The sequence below is a fragment of the Mesorhizobium sp. WSM4311 genome (assembly GCF_002295115.1).
In the GTDB taxonomy this organism is placed as follows: domain Bacteria; phylum Pseudomonadota; class Alphaproteobacteria; order Rhizobiales; family Rhizobiaceae; genus Mesorhizobium.
Genome location: NZ_NSFV01000013.1, coordinates 140,569 through 157,061 on the forward strand (window position 1 = coordinate 140,569; position 16,493 = coordinate 157,061).

Sequence of the window (16,493 nt, forward strand, 5' to 3'; positions counted from 1 at the left end):
CGGTTCAGCCTTCCTTCAAAAGTTTATTCACGGATGATGTGACGCCGCTGACGCCTTTGGAGATAAGCGCCACCTGGGTGACGCCGTTGTAAACATCCCGAAGACCAGCCATCATCGTTTCGAAGTCTTGCCCTTGTTGGGGAATGCCCGAGATTCCGGTTCCCGCCTCACCTGGAACGGGAAGCTTCTGCGCCGGTCCCGGTAGAGCGCCCTTCGAAAGGGCTATGTCATGGTCGAGCGCGGGGAAGGAAACAGTGTTGTGTGGATATAGGGAGGAAATCGTCTGCAACACGCGATCGCCCATGCCGCTCGTCGGCGCAGCCGCGCGCTGAACATCCATCGCCGCAGCAACTGGCGCCGCACTCGCTGGCCCCGCGGCGGCATCGTTTTTCAGCGAGTCGGCTGCATGCCCTAAGGCGCGCTCAAACTGGGCCTGCTCGACAATCGACGGTGATCCGACCCTGGGGAGGCCAGCCGTTAGAGTGGCAGAGATCGACGTGACAGGCATCATCATGTAAGGACTCGGTTGCTCTCTCTGACCGGGCGAGCCCCGCCCATTCATCACCCGGTGTCGGCGCAACACTCCTAGGGGGGCAAGCTGACAACAAGCTGACTAACGGCGGCGTCATTTCGACAATCTAAAATCTCTTCGGCAATTTAGTCACTTGTGATGATTTCAGCGTTTGGTTTATCAGTGCGACATGCCGAGAACGCTTATCCAACCCGTCACCCTGCATGTTTTGAGACTTCTTTGTGCCGGGTTTTTTCTGTCCACCGGGATTCACCCGGCGCATGCAGTCCCGCTGTCCCTTCCGGCGACACCCTATAGATACACGGTTCTGGATCAGGAGCTCGCTGCAGCGTTGCAGGAATTCGGCAACAACCTGAATATCAGGGTCAACATCAGTCCTGCGGTGAAGGGGCGAATTCGCGGACGTATGCCTGATTTGCCACCGCGCGCGTTCCTCGACCGCTTGACGAACCTTTACGGTCTACAATGGTACTATGACGGCCTTGTGCTCTATGTGTCTGCTGCACAAGAATCGCAAACTCGAATGCTTTTGATGACGTCGATTCGCTTCGATGCGTTCAAGGGGGCTCTCGACAAGCTTGATATCTCCGACGAGCGCTATGTGGTCAAACCCGTGCCAGGCAATGGCCTCGTCTTCGTTTCCGGTCCACCGCGCTTCGTCGCACTCGTGGAGCAGACCTTTAACGGCTTGGTGGCGCAGGCGCAGGCGCAGACTCACATAGCGGCAACGCCAAAGGAATCAGTGCTGATCTTGTTTCGCGGCTCCTCCACTACGGTCGTTCGCGACGGACGACCGGATGCTTCTTATTCTTCTGACATCCCACAACAGGATAGCGTTGGCGGGAAGCCTGAGCTGGGCAAGAAATGAACATTGAGGATTTCCCGCAGCTCTGAAGAACATGACTGCGGCTACCCCTTTGTGAACTCTTCGCAAACTCGTCAGTTTCTCGAAAGCTAATCCGCTCATGATGAGTCCCGGCAGCTCTCGCGGTGACTCCGGCCATTGTGTTGGACCGAACCTTGGAGCCGGCCCGGAACACAGCAATTGAAGGCAGGGCAGGCGCATTCGTGACCTGCCGACGCTTGGAATTGTCGAATTTTGTGAAACGCAAGGGATCTTCTGTCGGGGTCTCTTGTGGGGATTTCAACGTCACGTCTGAGGATGCATAATGTCGGCCAGTAATCTTTCAACTTTCTACCGCTCAAATTCGCTACAGTCCGCAAGGGGTTGGCCGGGCCTGAAAGTTTCCCATTTTGCGACCCAGCATCAGCAAAGTGCATCGTGCTTCGAAGCGATGCTGTCCACTTGTGTGCTGGCAGACAAGCCCGGCTCTTTCGCGCAAGGGGATCTGCCAGCGTCGAATCTTGATTCGACAATGGATAAATTGCGGCAGGACCCTTTGGGCCATCTGGCACCGGATGTCTTGACATTGAATGGCTTGGAGCAACACCCACTGGATCTGCTGCCGCCAAATATGAGGGCGGCTCTCAAGGAGGACCAATCGCAACGCTCCAAGGCGACTGAAGCCCAACATCTGCTCGGCGTCACTCCGAAGATCGAGCCGGCTCCCAGGCCGAGCCCCGGAATCACGTGGAACGGTGGGTCGCTGACCACGGCTGAGTTGCAGATTGTTGCGGTACTCAACCGTCACAAGGACCAATGCCCGCTTACTTGGAAGTCGTTGACCGACAAAGCCAATGATCCCTCTACGCCACCGGATCTGAAAGCGGCGATCCAGGGACTGCAGCAGGATTCGGGACTTTTTTATGCGATTGGCTCGCAGGGCGACGGCCGCTGTGGAGGCAAGATCAACGCCAAGGACTTGGCCGGATTTTCAAACCACCACCCACAAGTTGCTGCATTTCAGGAAGCCCAAGCGCGAAGCTACGAGCAGAACTACATACCATCCGACGGCAGCGGAGGTTTGCAGCCTTCGGTCATGACCTTGAGCGATGCCTTGCGGGAGTTTTACCGGTACTCCGAAAATCTGTCCAAGGACCTGAGTCTGGATGAGTTCAAGAAAATGGTCGGCGGCGAATCGAAAAACGGCAAATTTCCGCCCCAGGTCATTGCGGCGGCGCAATATTTCCTCGATCACCCCGATGCTTGGAACCAGTTGTGCGGTGGCTCGAAAGGGAAGATGCACAAAGAGGATTTCCTGCAAGTCGCCTCATCGTCGATGAGCCTCACGCAAACTGAGCTGAATACGGTCGAGATGATCAAGGACCATCAGGACACGTTCTTTGGAAGCGGTGTTCTGACTCGCGACAAACTGGCGAAAATGAAAGACGACAAGAGCCTTGATCCGAAAGTGCGGGAAGCAGCCTCTCAGCTCCTTTCAGATCCTCTTTTGTTTGGCCTCCTGAACAATTCGATCACGGGCTATAAGACCCATCATAAATTCTTCGACTTTGGCGGCGGGCATACGGTTGATTCCGGCAATATCAGCAAAAAAGACTTTGCCCATTTTTGCACAAACATGTCGTCTGCGAACCGCAACGTTCAGCAGCCAATCACCCACGGCGCCCAAACCGCAGAAGAGCAGAATGCCGTCGCGGACATGAAGATGGGCCTGATGGACCAGCCTGACATTAAGTCAGCCAAAAAGAACGGCGGGGCCGTCATGCACGTCGTCGACTCCGTGCTCAAAATCGAGACGAAAGTGCTCGACTTGGCGGCAACGGCGGTGGGACTGCTCAGCTTCATTCCGGGCCTCGGACAAGTAGCCGATCTTGCCTCGATGGTTCTCGAGGCTGAGTCGCAAGCAGCCAATCTCCTGCGTACGGCCATTAACGGAGGCGATATGAAGCGAGCGCTGGAGGAAGCTGGCCTCAATATGGCCGCGCAGGCGATCGGCCTTATCGCAGGCCCCGAGGTCAAGCTGGCCATTCGAAATGGGCTCGTAAAGCACCTGATGGAAGAGGCCTTGGCGGCAGGCATTGATCTTTCGGTCTCGACGGCGCAGGACTACGCAGAAGGCTATGTGAATAACCTCAAAGCGCGCCTTGCAGGCGGCCCTGAGCAAAGCCTAGGCCTTCCGAGCATGCCATCATTCCAGAGTGTGGCAAGCAATGTGCCCTTCGTCGGCATTGCCTTATCCTAGCCGTCGCCTTGCGCGGAAGCTTTGGCTCGCGCGCTGACATAAGGGTCATTGTGGCACAAGCAGGGGTTCATCCGCATCAACGCAAGCGGTGTTCCTGACGCCATCTGGATCGGACTGTGAGGGGGATGTCCGAAGTCTGTGAAGACTTCGGTATATGACGACTTCAGAGTTACGCTGAGCCCAGCCATCTCGAGCCGGTGCGCCGGGTCGAGGTTTTCACGGGCGCCGGCCGGTAGCGGGAATGGTCTCCGGAAGGCACGGCGCGGATGGTGGCGGAGCGGCGCAGCCGAAGGAACGGCTGTCGCGCGCCCAGGGCGGCCTCCCGAACAGCAGACGATGATCTCCTGCCTTGGGCCTATATCCTCGTGCCACGCTCAAGGCAGTCGGCTGAAAACAGCGCTGATTTAAAACAGCATTATCCTGCACTGCACCCTCGATCCTTGCGCTCACCGATCGCTCGTCGACACGCACGCGGTCAAGTCGTTATCGGCGCTATGCCGATGGGCTTCGAGAGCAAGGTGGACGCTGAGCGGTGCGTCAGCCTCAGGGCGCGGCTGGCCAGCTTTGGGTCTCACGCTCTATGACGGCAACACCCGGCTGATCCACTTGGCCTGTTCGCGGGCTCCCGGCAGCGGCGCGGAAGCCACGGTCCGCCTTCCTCGGCTTCAGGCCAAAGATACCGCAGCATGCTCCAGAGCTATGTCTGCCGCCTTCGCCCCATCGTCGCTGGTCATGTGGAAAGGACAAGCAGGCTACGCACCCTATAATCCCGTCGGGCAGGATTCGACAGTCGACGGCGAGACATTCGCCAAACCTCCCCCTTGATTCTCAGCAACGTTAAAAAAAATTCACATAATGTTCGTGAGTGTAGTCTCCTGTCAGGTGGTACATTAGCCCCAATATCTGGCGTCTTAGTCGTAGAAAGGACTGTGATCTATCTTCCATTAGCATCCATACCAGCGGATTTACAGCAAATGACGAGAGAGGTCTCATGCGGATTGATGGGGATAGAAGGGCTAGCGGCTTGCTGCATCCCGTCCGGGTTGATGCTAACCAATGTTGACACTGGTAAATCGCCTAAGGACGGCAGCGCATCTTGATCGCCTTCGAATCCTGGGCCTTTGCGCGCATGCGGATCTAACCGTCGGCGAGCTGGCCGATATTACCGGTCTGCCTCGCGAGCAGGTTCGACGCCACGTTCGGCGGCTGGTCAGAGCCAACTTTCTTTGCTGCAACGAACAACGTCCGCAGTCTTCGTACCATATGCAAGCAGGAGGCAAGGATGGCGAGCTGGCTCAATTGGTGGTCGATCTCCTGCCCCACGATGATGGCCATCATAAAAGAGACCTACAACGCCTGGAAGCAATACAAGACGCGCGGTTGAAGGGACCGCCTGCTTGATCGTGAAATAGATCAGTCCAAATGGAGCGCGACTACCATGGATAACTCCGCCGGCGGCGCCATCGCGCAGCCCGACACTTACGGGCGGCCTCACTTAGCCGCCGTCGACTCCCGCGTTCACGAACTGCTTCTAAGACAGGAGCGTCAGGAGCGGACAACTCTCAAACTGATCGCCTCCGAGAACTTTGCCTCCTCGGCGGTGTTGGAAGCGACCGGGTCGATTTTCACCAACAAGTATGCCGAGGGATACCCCGGTGCGCGCTACTACGCCGGAAACGAGATCGTCGATGAGCTTGAGACCCTCGCGATCGAGCGCCTGAAAGCGCTATTTGGCAGTGAACATGCCAACGTCCAGCCTTATTCAGGCTCGCCAGCCAACCAGGCTGTCTATCGCGCGCTTTTGAGCCCCCGTGACAAAGTCATGGGCTTGCCTTTACCCGAAGGCGGCCATCTGACTCACGGTTGGTCCGTCAATTTTTCCGGCAGCGATTATCAGCGCGTCCCGTACAGGCTGCACGAAAAGACACAGCAAATTGACTATGACCACTTGCGCGAGACCGCCAAGCGGGAACGCCCGAAGCTAATTTGGGTCGGCGGAACTGCTTATCCGCGTATTTTTGACTACGCGGCAATGGCCGAAATTGCTTCGGAGGTGAACTCGTATCTGGTGGCTGACATCGCCCACATCTGCGGCCTGGTTGTCGCAGGAGTGCATCCGAACCCCGTGTCCCATTGCGATGTGGTCACCAGCACCTCTCACAAGTCGATCCGCGGTCCCCGGGGTGGCTTCATTTTATCAAGGAATGAAGACCGTTATCAGCCCCTCCATCATCCGAAGAGCAAACACAATCTGGCCAAACGTATAGACCGCGCCGTGTTCCCTCTTCTGCAAGGCGGACCGCATATGAATACTATCGCCGCGCTTGCCGTCGCTTTGCAGGAAGCAGCGAACTCGTCCTTTCGTGTCTACGGTCAGCAGATCGTCCACAACGCCAAGGCTCTGGCCCAGGCACTTCTGGAGCGAGGTTATGAACTCGTCACCGGGGGCACTGACAATCACATGCTGATCCTTGATCTTCGGGACCGGTCGCTGTCAGGCAAAGCCTATGCGGAGCGCTTATCGCGTGCAGGCATCATTGCGAATTTCAATATGGTCCCGGGCGACCGGCGGCATCCGGCGCTGACAAGCGGCATCCGCTTAGGGACACCAGCGGTGACGTCCATGGGCATGCGCGAAACGGAGATGGTGCAGATCGCCGCTTTCATCGACTCGGTCTGCCGCCAGCCCGATGACCAGGAAGTTCATGCGAGCGTACGAAGAGACGTTGCCGACTTCTGCACTGCGTTCGATGTTCCCGGCATCCCCGACCGATAAGCCACCCCAATCCAGAAACTCCTCACTAACTCCAGCACTTGAAGCGAGGGCATTTTTATGACCAGGCAGTTCGTGTTCTCTTCCGAATCCGTCGGCGCGGGACACCCCGATAAGATGGCAGACAACATCTCCGATGCCATTCTCGATGCGGTCCTGCGCACCGATCCGAAGGCGCGCGTCGCCTGTGAAGTGTTGGTGAAGACGGGGATGGTCGTTGTGGCTGGCGAGATCACCAGCCATGCCCACATCGATTACAGCCAAGTCGCCCGCGATACGATACTCGATATTGGCTACGACGATGATGCGATTGGCTTTGATGGTCGACGTTGCGCCGTCGTTCTGGCCCTCACCGAGCAGTCGCCCGACATAAGCCAGGGCGTTGATGAAGGACGAGGGCAGGATCTCGGGCAAGGGGCAGGGGATCAGGGCATCATGTTTGGATTCGCATGCAACGAGACGGATACATTGATGCCCCTGCCGATCCAACTCGCTCACCATTTGACGAAAAGACAGGCCGAGGTCCGGAAAGCGGGACAGCTTGGCTGGCTGCGTCCGGACGTGAAATCTCAAGTGTCGGTACGCTACGAAGGGCTCCGCCCGGTGGCGCTGGATACCATAGTCCTGTCAACGCAGCATGACGAAGCGGTCTCACAAGCCACGGTCCGCGAAGGCGTCATTGAGGAGATCATAAAACCGGTCCTGCCGGCCCACCTGGATACTTCGGGGATCAGATTTCTGGTCAACCCAACAGGGCGGTTCGTGGTCGGTGGGCCTGCCGGCGACTGCGGCCTCACAGGACGGAAGATCATCGTCGATTCCTACGGTGGGACCGGGCGTCACGGCGGCGGTGCCTTTTCGGGCAAGGACCCATCCAAGGTTGACCGCTCGGCGGCCTATGCCGCCCGGTATGTCGCGAAGAACATCGTTGCCAGCGGCCTTGCGGAGGTCTGCGAGGTTCAGCTTGCCTACGCGATCGGCGTGGCCAGTCCGGTTTCTGTCATGGTCAATACCTTCGGAACCGCAAGGATCGAGGAAAAAAGGATCGAGCGCCTTGTTCTCGAGGTTTTCAATCTCCGACCGAAAGGCATCATCAAGATGCTTGATCTCTTACGGCCGATATACCGCAAGACGGCGACATACGGACACTTCGGGCGTGAAGAGCCTGAGTTCACTTGGGAGAAGACGGACAAAGCTGACGATTTGCTGCGTGAAGCCGGACCGGCAGCTGCGTGAGGGCGGCTGGATCAAGCGCATGCGGCAACCCATTTCAACTCGCGAGACCACGCCCGGCCGGCGTGGCAAGAAGCCGGCTCGGGTTTTGGCGGAGATTTTGATGCCGGATTATGACGTGCTTTGCATCGGCAATGCCATTGTCGACATCATCGCCCAGTGCGACGAGGAATTCCTCGAGACCAACGGCATCATCAAGGGCGCGATGAACCTCATCGACACACAACGCGCCGAACTGCTCTACAGCCGCATGGGCCCGGCGATCGAAGCGTCCGGCGGCAGCGCCGGCAACACGGCGGCCGGCGTCGCCAGCTTTGGCGGCCGCGCGGCCTTCTTCGGCAAGGTCTCCAACGATGCGCTGGGCGAAATCTACGCCCACGACATCCATGCGCAGGGCGTCGCCTTCGGCACCACGCCGCTCAAGGGTGAGCCGCCGACGGCGCGCTCGATGATCTTCGTCACGCCCGACGGCGAGCGCTCGATGAACACCTATCTCGGCGCCTGCGTCGAGCTTGGCCCTGAGGATGTCGAAGCCGACAAGGCGTCCGGCGCCAAGGTCACCTATTTCGAAGGCTATCTGTGGGACCCGCCGCGCGCCAAGGAGGCAATCCGCCAGACGGCGAAGCTGGCGCACGCGGCAGGCCGAGAAGTGTCGATGACGCTGTCGGATTCGTTCTGCGTCGACCGCTACCGCGACGAATTCCTCGACCTGGTGCGCTCGGGCACGGTCGACATCGTCTTTGCCAACAGCCACGAGATCAAGTCGCTCTACCAGACATCGTCGTTCGACGAGGCGCTGGCCCAGATCCGCAAGGATTGCCGGATCGCCGCCGTCACCCGCTCGGAAAAAGGCTCGGTGATCGTGCGCGGCGACGAGACCGTGGTGATCAAGGCGACCGCCATCAAGGAACTGGTCGACACGACGGGCGCCGGCGATCTCTATGCCGCCGGCTTCCTGCATGGCTACACGCAAGGCCGCGACCTGCAGACTTGCGGCGACCTTGGCTCACTGGCAGCCGGATTGGTGATCCAGCAGATCGGCCCCAGGCCCCGTCAGAATTTGCGCCGCGAGGCTGAGCAGGCGGGGCTGACCATTCCGGACGTTCAAACGAGTTAGTGGCCTACCTTCCCGTTGTGCAGGCTATCTCGCCAGAAGCGCAATCACGGAATAGGGAAATCCTGATGTCGAACATGATGAAGGCGCTTGTGAAGGCCAAGGCCGAACCGGGCATCTGGATGGAAGAGGTGCCGGTGCCGGAAATCGGCCCCAACGACGTGCTGATCAAGATCAAGAAGACGGCGATCTGCGGCACCGACGTGCACATCTACAATTGGGACCAGTGGGCGCAGAAGACGGTGCCGGTGCCGATGGTGACGGGCCATGAATTCGTCGGCACCGTTGCCGATTTCGGCGCAGCGGTCACCGAATACAAGGTCGGCCAGCGTGTATCGGGCGAAGGCCACATCGTCTGCGGCCATTGCCGCAACTGTCGCGCCGGGCGAGGGCATCTGTGCCGCAACACGCTCGGCGTCGGCGTCAACCGTCCAGGCGCCTTCGGCGAGTATCTGGCGATCCCGCAGCACAATGTCGTGCCGATCCCCGACGATGTGCCCGATGAGATTGCCGCGATCTTCGATCCCTTGGGCAATGCCGTCCACACCGCATTGTCCTTCGATCTGGTCGGCGAGGACGTGCTGGTGACTGGCGCCGGGCCGATCGGCATCATGGGCGCGCTCGTCGCCCAATGCGTCGGCGCGCGCAAAGTGGTCATCACTGACATCAACCCGGTGCGGCTGGCGCTAGCCAAGAAACTCGGCGTCCAGCATGTCGTCGACGCCTCGAAGGAGAAGCTGCGCGACGTCATGCCGGTGCTCGGCATGACCGAGGGGTTCGACGTCGGCCTCGAAATGTCAGGCGCCGCCCCCGCTTTCCGCGACATGATCGACACCATGAACAATGGCGGCAAGATCGCCATTCTGGGCATCGCGCCGACCGGCTTCGAGATCGACTGGAACAAGGTCATCTTCAAGATGCTGCATCTCAAAGGCATCTACGGCCGCGAGATGTTCGAAACCTGGTACAAGATGATCGCGCTTGTGCAGGGTCCGCTGGATGTCTCCGGCCTGATCACCCACCGCATCGGCATCGACGATTTTCAGATCGGTTTCGATGCGATGAAGAGCGGCAGTTCCGGCAAGGTGGTGATGGACTGGTAGGGATTGCCTTGGCCGCTATTCAGGAAAAGCTGACGACAGCACCTCTGGTCCGCCGGACATTTTCCAACTAGGGGAACATGGCTGGGTGGAGAGCTATGGCTCCGCTACGTGCGCTCGCTAATCATATACGGCGACGTATCGCGGCCCACCCGGTGACGGTCGATGGGGCAATTCGCTTCAGTCGATGACGGAAACCCGGTGAACCGATGCTGAGGCCCCGACGCGATCGTCTATTTCCTATGATCTGCGATTGAGGTCGAGGTGTTGCCGCTTTCAGCGGGTAAGATGCGATAGACGACTTCCGGTACCCTTCCGGTCAGCGAAAAGGAAGGCAACGAGCCGCATTGCCTCAAGCAAAATGTTACCAATAGTGTCCTGTTCCAAAGGGGATGGACAGGTCGTGCCATTCCGGTTCGGGGGAAGGATGGCGCGGCTCAGCATGGCGACACGGTGAAGCGGCGATCGTGGAGCTTTATTGCGGCGTTGACAAGCGGCGCATTCTGGATGAGTTCGAGGCGGTAACCGGCTATTATTCGCAAGCGCGCGATCCGTCTTATGAACCGTCGTGAGCAGAGGCCGTCTGCGGGCAAGAGCCGCAGCCGCTGTTACGGCAGCGATGTCCGCGACGCGCTCATCGTGTTGTGGGAGGATTCGGAGCGGCTGGGTCCGCATCGACGCTCGCGGCGGCCAGCGCCGCCGGGCAGGAATGAGTTCGCAGTTCGCCGCTCGGTGCCAGCCCGCACCTTCGGCGATTGGAAAGATCCGCCGCCCGGCTTTGTTGAGCGCATTCGGGCACGTCTTCGTCAGGGAGCTTCGTGCAGACGATGGTGCTGACCGGATTGCCGCCGGCTGGACCGATTGCATTCCGCTCCGCACGCGCGACAGCGGCAATGTGATCATGGCGATCAAGCAGGCCCGCTCCCGGTTTCGCTGACCCTGTGCTGCTGTTTGCCGGCATCCGCCCGCACAGGAAGAGCTTGTAAAAGTGCGGAAATCGAGGAGCCGTTGGTCGTCGATCTTCAGCCTGAACGCGGTCGTTTGCTGGTGCCGCAAATCGGCTGTTGCATGTACATCCCTGTCAGACGTCAGTTTTCCTCGCCTATTTTGGTGTCGAGCGCGAAGTGCTCCAACCAGATTGCAAGGCTTTTTGGAAATGAGAGCGGCTTTGCGCAGGGCGCTCCGTTGTTGAGCATTCAAGCTACCAAGCCAATGACGCGCAGGTTCCACCAGGCTCGCCAGCCTTGAAGGACAGCGAAAAAAGCAGAGCACGACAGACACAACAGTGCATCAGGACGCCGCAGTCGTTGAAGATGGTGCGCTGCATCCATACCGTGGATGCATTCGATCCAAATAATCGATTTGTTCAATCAGTTTCTCGAAAGCTAACCCTACCCTCTGTGGGAATCGGGCTCTGAGCCGCGACGCTGCCTTGCGAGCGCAGGGGCTGCACGTAGGAGAGATGATGCAACGAGAAATCGCACGCGGGTTGCTGGCCTCGTGGGTTCGCCGACCGGCGTATTTGAGCCCGTCAGTTGGTCCTCACCCGCGCCTATTGCCACCGAGCGACTTGCATGTCCCTCCGACTCGGACCAGTTCCGAGAGCTGCGACGAGTTGCGCGCCGTGTGCTCCGATCAGATGGCCGCCGGTGACGCGTTCGATGGGCCGTCCCTCTTCGAGAGGAGATGAAATGCGAACGCTGCTCGTGGATCATCATGCGGATCTTGCGCGCGCCATGCGACTTGCGCTCGGGGATGGCGGCTTCGTCGTTGATGTCGTTGGTACTCTGGAACTGGCTTCGAGTGCATTTTCTTGCGCCAGCTATGAAATTCTCCTGCTGGAATTGGCTCTGCCAGATGGCGATGGCTTGGGTTGGCTGAGGCAGTTGAGGACCCACGGGCATTCAGTTCCTGCCGTCATTATGAGCAGCCTTAACGATCTCGATAAGCGAATTGCGATCTTCAACGGTGGTGCGGACGACTTTCTGCTCAAACCCATCTCTACCGATGAGCTTATTGCCAGAATGAGAGCCATTCTGCGCCGGGCGACACAGATGACCGACCTGAGGCTCGTATTTGGCAATCTCGACTTTGATCCGGTCGCCCGCCAGGTTTTCGTTGATGGGCACCCAATGATGATCGCACGTCGCGAACTCTGTGTTCTAGAGCACCTGCTTAACCGGGCAGGCCGCATCGTGCCCCGTGCGCAATTGGAAGATCACCTCTATTCATTCAACGACGACGTGTCTGCCAACGCGCTTGAAGTCGGAATTTATCGTTTACGGGGACATCTGACCAGATCAGGTGCAACGCCACGGATCAAGACCATCCGAGGCATTGGTTACATCCTAGAATTGACTGACGCCTCGTCCGCATAGTTTGTCGAATCGAAAGAAGATCTATTTTGCTGATCCTTCAACATCCTTGCGCTGCGCTCAATTGGCGGGCGATCGCCAACAAGGTTACAAGACCTGCAGTGCCCCGTTACCTGGGCCATCTCCTCTGCGCGCTTATTGTGACTTTCCCACTTGGTGTCGCGGCGCAAAACAAGCAGGACAAAGGCCCGCCGCATGCGGCTTCGAATAGCATCAACGCCACGCTGACCCTTTCCTCTTCGCTCGGGGAGACCGTTCATCTGCCCGGGCCAGCCACGACCATCTTTGTTGCTGACCCCACGATCGCGGATTTTCAGGCGCCATCGAGCAAAACAATCTTCGTCTTTGGCAAGAAATCGGGGCGGACCAGCCTATTCGCCTTGGATGGCAATGGCGAGCCTCTCGCCGAATTGCGTATCGTTGTCACGCAACCGATCGGGGATTTACGCGCCATGTTGCGGGAGCAGGTCGGCGACTATCCCATCCGCGTCAACTATACGCCGCGCGGCGCAATCCTTAGCGGGACGGCGCCCGACGCAGAGGTCGCCGACACCGCAAAAAGAGTCACTGAGCAATATCTGGGCGACGGAGCGCAAGTCGTCAACAACATCAAGGTCGCTGGATCCCTGCAAGTTAACCTCAGCGTGCGCGTAGCCGAAGTCTCACGCAGCGCCATGAAGTCACTCGGCGTCAACTTGTCCGCCTTCGGTCAAATCGGCAATTTCAAAGTGGGCGTTCTAAGCGGAAGCGCTGCAAGCGCTGGGTCTGGTTCAACCCAGGGTGGCGGTACAGCAGAAATCGGATTCGACAACGGTGCCGTCAACGTCAGCGCGGTTCTCGACGCGCTCGCCAAGGAGCATATAGCTTCCGTCCTGGCTGAGCCGAACCTCACCGCTATGTCGGGTGAAAAGGCCAGCTTTCTCGCGGGCGGCGAATTTCCCATTCCTGTCCTGCAGGAAAACAGGCAGGTATCGGTTGAATTCCGTCACTTCGGCGTCAGTCTGGAATTTGTGCCGACAGTTCTCAGCAACAATCAAATCAACATTCACGTAACGCCCGAAGTCAGTGAACTGTCGACGCAAGGTGCCGTGCAAATCAACGGAATTTCCGTGCCGGCAGTTTCCACGCGCCGAGCCGATACGGTCGTCGAACTCGCCAGCGGCCAGAGCTTCGCAATCGGCGGTCTAATCAGGCGGAACGTCAACAATGATGTCAGGGCCTTTCCCTGGCTCGGAGAACTGGCGATCCTGGGACCGCTTTTTCGCTCGACCTCGTTTCAAAAAGAGGAGTCAGAACTGGTCATTCTAGTTACGCCTTACATTGTAAGACCAGGCTCCAACCCAAACCAGATGAGCGCACCGACCGAGCGGGCGGCACCGGCTTTGAACGGAGGGGGCGCTCCGACGAATTCCGTGACAAGTCCCCCGCGAGACCGCGCTGCTATCCGTGCGGGCGCGCCAAGCGCCCAGGGCGGTCTCGGCTTCATCATCGAATAGTGTCATCCAAAGATGTTGCGTTTTATAATCCTCTTTGTCGCTCTGGCACCAAGCGTAAGTGGCTGCACAAGCACTACGCCAGTTGATGTCGAACCATCGGCACCAATGCTTGTCCGAGAGGAGACCACCGTCCTGACGTTGCAAAGCCTGCGCGCTTCCGAACGGCAGCGTTTGCGTGTTTTCCTAGACAAGGCCAGTCGCGGCCGGTTCGATGCCATCCACCTCCTCATCAGCGGTTCGCCCCAGCTCAGCGCAGGGGTAGCCCATCAGGCCAGGCAGTTGGCAATCGAAGAAGACAACATTCAATTGCGCGATCAACACGACGCCGGCTCAGTGCGAATTGAGGCGATTGTCTATCACGCCCGTCCGCCGGTCTGTCCCTCATATGGTGCCTTACCCAATGAAGAATCCTTCAAACAGCCGCTTGGTTGTTCGACAGGACATAACCTGGCCGTGATGGTCAACGATCCGCGCGATCTGCTCGACAATCAGGCCGTCAAGGCCGGCGATGGCGATCGTGCTTCTGTACCAGTTGCAACTTACAGAACATTCGGGACGGATAAAGGTGGCTGATACCGCCCTTATCTCGGCAGCACTCCTACCGGAGATTGAAAGCTTCCAATCGCGTCCTGATCTAAAATAAAAGGAACCGCTGGATGCAATATAGGCGCTATATCGAGGGCCTTAGGGCCGTTGCTGTACTTCCGGTCGTACTCTTTCATTTCGGAATTTCGGCGATCCCGGGTGGCTTTAGCGGGGTCGATATCTTCTTCGTCATCTCCGGCTACCTAACCAGCGGAAGCCTCCTGGATGACCTTGAACGCGGCCAATTTTCCATCGTCAACTTCTACTGGCGCCGTGCCCGGCGCATTCTGCCGGCGCTCGTCTTTGTGATGCTTCTCACCTGCATTGCGGCATTGTTCATTCTTCTGCCACCGGATCTGCGCGGATTCAGTCTTAGCATCATAGCTACCTCGACCTTCTGGTCGAACGTTTTCTTCTGGAAAACGTCAAGTTACTTCTCTATCGATGCCGCGCTTCTACCACTGTTGCACACTTGGCCGCTTTCCGTAGCGGAGCAGTACTACATCTTCGCACCAATCCTGATGTTCCTAATCTATCGCTACATCGGGAAGCGCTGGCTGACGACACTTCTTCCGATAATTCTCTGCAGCTTCGTAGTGGCGGTGATGGCGACATCGCTGGCACCCACCGCCGGATTCTATCTGCTGCCGACCCGAATCTGGGAACTCATGTTGGGCGCCCTGCTCATGCTCAAATGCCCCTCGCCGCTGGGCAACCGACTCCTGATGGAGTCGGTGGGGGTGGCCGGATTTGGCCTTCTCGCCATCGGGTTCTTCGCGATTTCGGCGAGTGATCCGTTCCCAGGCTACAACGCCTTGTATCCATGCATCGGAACGGCCCTTCTGATCTATGTTGGCCAAAATACCCCCTCGACGGTCGCCACCCGCATGCTCGAAGTCAGGCCGCTGGTCTGGATTGGGCTCATCTCGTATTCGTTGTATCTTGTTCACTGGCCTCTCAATGCGTTCGCGCACTATCTTTCGTTCCAAAAACTCGATCCGTTGATGACCGGTGCGATGTTGGTGGCAAGCCTCGCATTGGCTGCATTCTCCTGGAAGTTTGTAGAGCAGCCGTTTCGACAGAAGAGGGCCTTCACCTCCCCGGGGCCTATCTTCGCCTTTTCAGCGCTCGCGATCGTTGTCCTTTGTGCCGGCGGAGCGGCGGGGGCGCTCGGCAACGGCTTTCCGCAACGGTTTCCGGACTATGTCCAGCGGCGCATTTCCGTCGGGGACTGGAGGAATGGCATCTGTTTCAACGAGGGCACCAGCCGGATCGAAAGCTGGAATATGGAGGATTGCACGCGCACCAGCGGTTTTCCAACAACGGTTTTTTTGTGGGGCGACTCCTTCGCCGCGCACTATGTTTCCGGCTTGGGTGCTAACATAAATCGATTGCAGGCGAACATCGTTGAATATACGTACGCCAGCTGCGCGCCGATACTCTATTACTACCCGTACGATCGTCTTGATTGTGTCCGGTTCAATCGCAAGGCCTTGGACGTCATCTTGGAAGCGGACATCAAGACGGTTATCCTCAGCGGTAGATGGAGTGACTATGAGGTCAGAGGTTTCGACGGTCTTCAGCAAACAATCGCTACGCTTCGTGCCCTGGGCGTGCGCGTGTTTGTCATCGGCCAGTCTCCGCAGTTCCCAACTGACGTCCGGAAAATTGCGTTCTTCGCCAAGCGCCAAAATCTGGACGATACGTCCTGGCCGATCGCGATGGACCCCGACGTCAACGAACGTGTGCGCTCATTTACCAAAGGCGCCACATTCATCGATCCGCTGAAATTCCTGTGCAGCGCAGGACGCTGCGCCTATTTCGATAGAGGAGAGTTTTTATATTTCGACTATGGTCATTTCTCTTCAGCCGGCGCCACACTGGCAATCTCGAAATACTGGCCGGCTTTTGGCAAGGACAATGCTCTTCCTAAGACGAAGTAGCGGCTCAGCGGCTGACAAGCACCAGTACGGGTCCCAGTGATAGCTCCTGCTTCCGCAGCAGCCGCGACGATGGAGCTGTTCAGGTTTAAGGCCCCCCGATAGTGACCTAGGTGTGGAGCTTCAACAGGTTGTCCTCGATCAGGGCGAGGCGACTGATAGGCGTTTTTGACTTTAGGCTGCCATGTGGACGATGCCAATTGTATCTGTGCAGCCAGACAGGCAGTTCGGCGGCACGATG

12 protein-coding genes and 2 pseudogenes are annotated in these 16,493 nt (G+C 58.1%); 12 read left to right on the plus strand and 2 right to left on the minus strand.

The annotated features are described in order from the left end of the window. Positions 1-4 precede the first annotated feature (4 nt). A complete protein-coding gene (locus tag CK226_RS27600) occupies positions 5-514 on the minus strand; it encodes a nodulation protein NolB (protein WP_024505368.1) in 510 nt (169 codons plus the stop codon). A gap of 187 nt (positions 515-701) precedes the next feature. Here CK226_RS27600 and CK226_RS27605 point away from each other — a divergent pair, with 187 nt between their 5' ends. The 12 genes and pseudogenes from CK226_RS27605 to CK226_RS27660 all read left to right on the plus strand — a co-directional run bounded on the left by CK226_RS27605 (position 702) and on the right by CK226_RS27660 (position 16,255). Beyond that, on the plus strand, positions 702-1,400 hold the full coding sequence (locus tag CK226_RS27605; RefSeq protein WP_024505367.1) for a secretin N-terminal domain-containing protein: 699 nt from the start codon (positions 702-704) through the stop codon (positions 1,398-1,400). Positions 1,401-1,701: 301 nt separating this feature from the next. Next, positions 1,702-3,636, plus strand: a complete 1,935-nt coding sequence (locus CK226_RS27610) for an HrpF/NolX family T3SS translocon protein (protein ID WP_024505366.1) — start codon at positions 1,702-1,704, stop codon at positions 3,634-3,636. A gap of 1,056 nt (positions 3,637-4,692) precedes the next feature. Further along, positions 4,693-5,037, plus strand: coding sequence for a helix-turn-helix domain-containing protein (locus CK226_RS27615; protein WP_082826567.1), 345 nt, complete (start codon positions 4,693-4,695; stop codon positions 5,035-5,037). 37 nt (positions 5,038-5,074) lie between these two features. Then, on the plus strand, positions 5,075-6,412 hold the full coding sequence (gene glyA / locus CK226_RS27620) for a serine hydroxymethyltransferase (protein WP_063169266.1): 1,338 nt from the start codon (positions 5,075-5,077) through the stop codon (positions 6,410-6,412). Between the two features lie 57 nt (positions 6,413-6,469). Next, positions 6,470-7,645 carry a methionine adenosyltransferase gene (gene metK, locus CK226_RS27625; protein ID WP_063169265.1) on the plus strand — a complete coding sequence of 392 codons (1,176 nt, stop codon included), beginning with the start codon at positions 6,470-6,472 and terminating at the stop codon, positions 7,643-7,645. Between the two features lie 100 nt (positions 7,646-7,745). Then, entirely contained in the window at positions 7,746-8,759 is a 1,014-nt protein-coding gene (locus tag CK226_RS27630; RefSeq protein WP_063170366.1) for an adenosine kinase, read from the plus strand. A 65-nt stretch (positions 8,760-8,824) separates the two neighbouring features. Continuing rightward, complete coding sequence (gene tdh / locus CK226_RS27635) at positions 8,825-9,859, plus strand: L-threonine 3-dehydrogenase (protein WP_063169264.1); 1,035 nt, start codon at positions 8,825-8,827, stop codon at positions 9,857-9,859. Between the two features lie 714 nt (positions 9,860-10,573). Further along, a pseudogene (locus tag CK226_RS35780) lies at positions 10,574-10,742 on the plus strand (transposase); the annotation flags it as partial. A gap of 805 nt (positions 10,743-11,547) precedes the next feature. After that, positions 11,548-12,234 (plus strand): response regulator transcription factor, encoded by a 687-nt coding sequence (locus CK226_RS27645; protein WP_063169262.1) that lies wholly within the window; start codon positions 11,548-11,550, stop codon positions 12,232-12,234. 71 nt (positions 12,235-12,305) lie between these two features. Beyond that, positions 12,306-13,727, plus strand: a complete 1,422-nt coding sequence (locus tag CK226_RS27650) for a type II and III secretion system protein family protein (RefSeq protein ID WP_063170365.1) — start codon at positions 12,306-12,308, stop codon at positions 13,725-13,727. A gap of 12 nt (positions 13,728-13,739) precedes the next feature. Further along, positions 13,740-14,300 (plus strand): CpaD family pilus assembly lipoprotein, encoded by a 561-nt coding sequence (locus CK226_RS27655; protein ID WP_063169261.1) that lies wholly within the window; start codon positions 13,740-13,742, stop codon positions 14,298-14,300. Between the two features lie 83 nt (positions 14,301-14,383). After that, positions 14,384-16,255, plus strand: coding sequence for an acyltransferase family protein (locus CK226_RS27660; RefSeq protein WP_063169260.1), 1,872 nt, complete (start codon positions 14,384-14,386; stop codon positions 16,253-16,255). 106 nt (positions 16,256-16,361) lie between these two features. Here CK226_RS27660 and CK226_RS27665 read toward each other — a convergent pair. Continuing rightward, positions 16,362-16,493, minus strand: a pseudogene (locus CK226_RS27665) (IS481 family transposase); the annotation flags it as partial.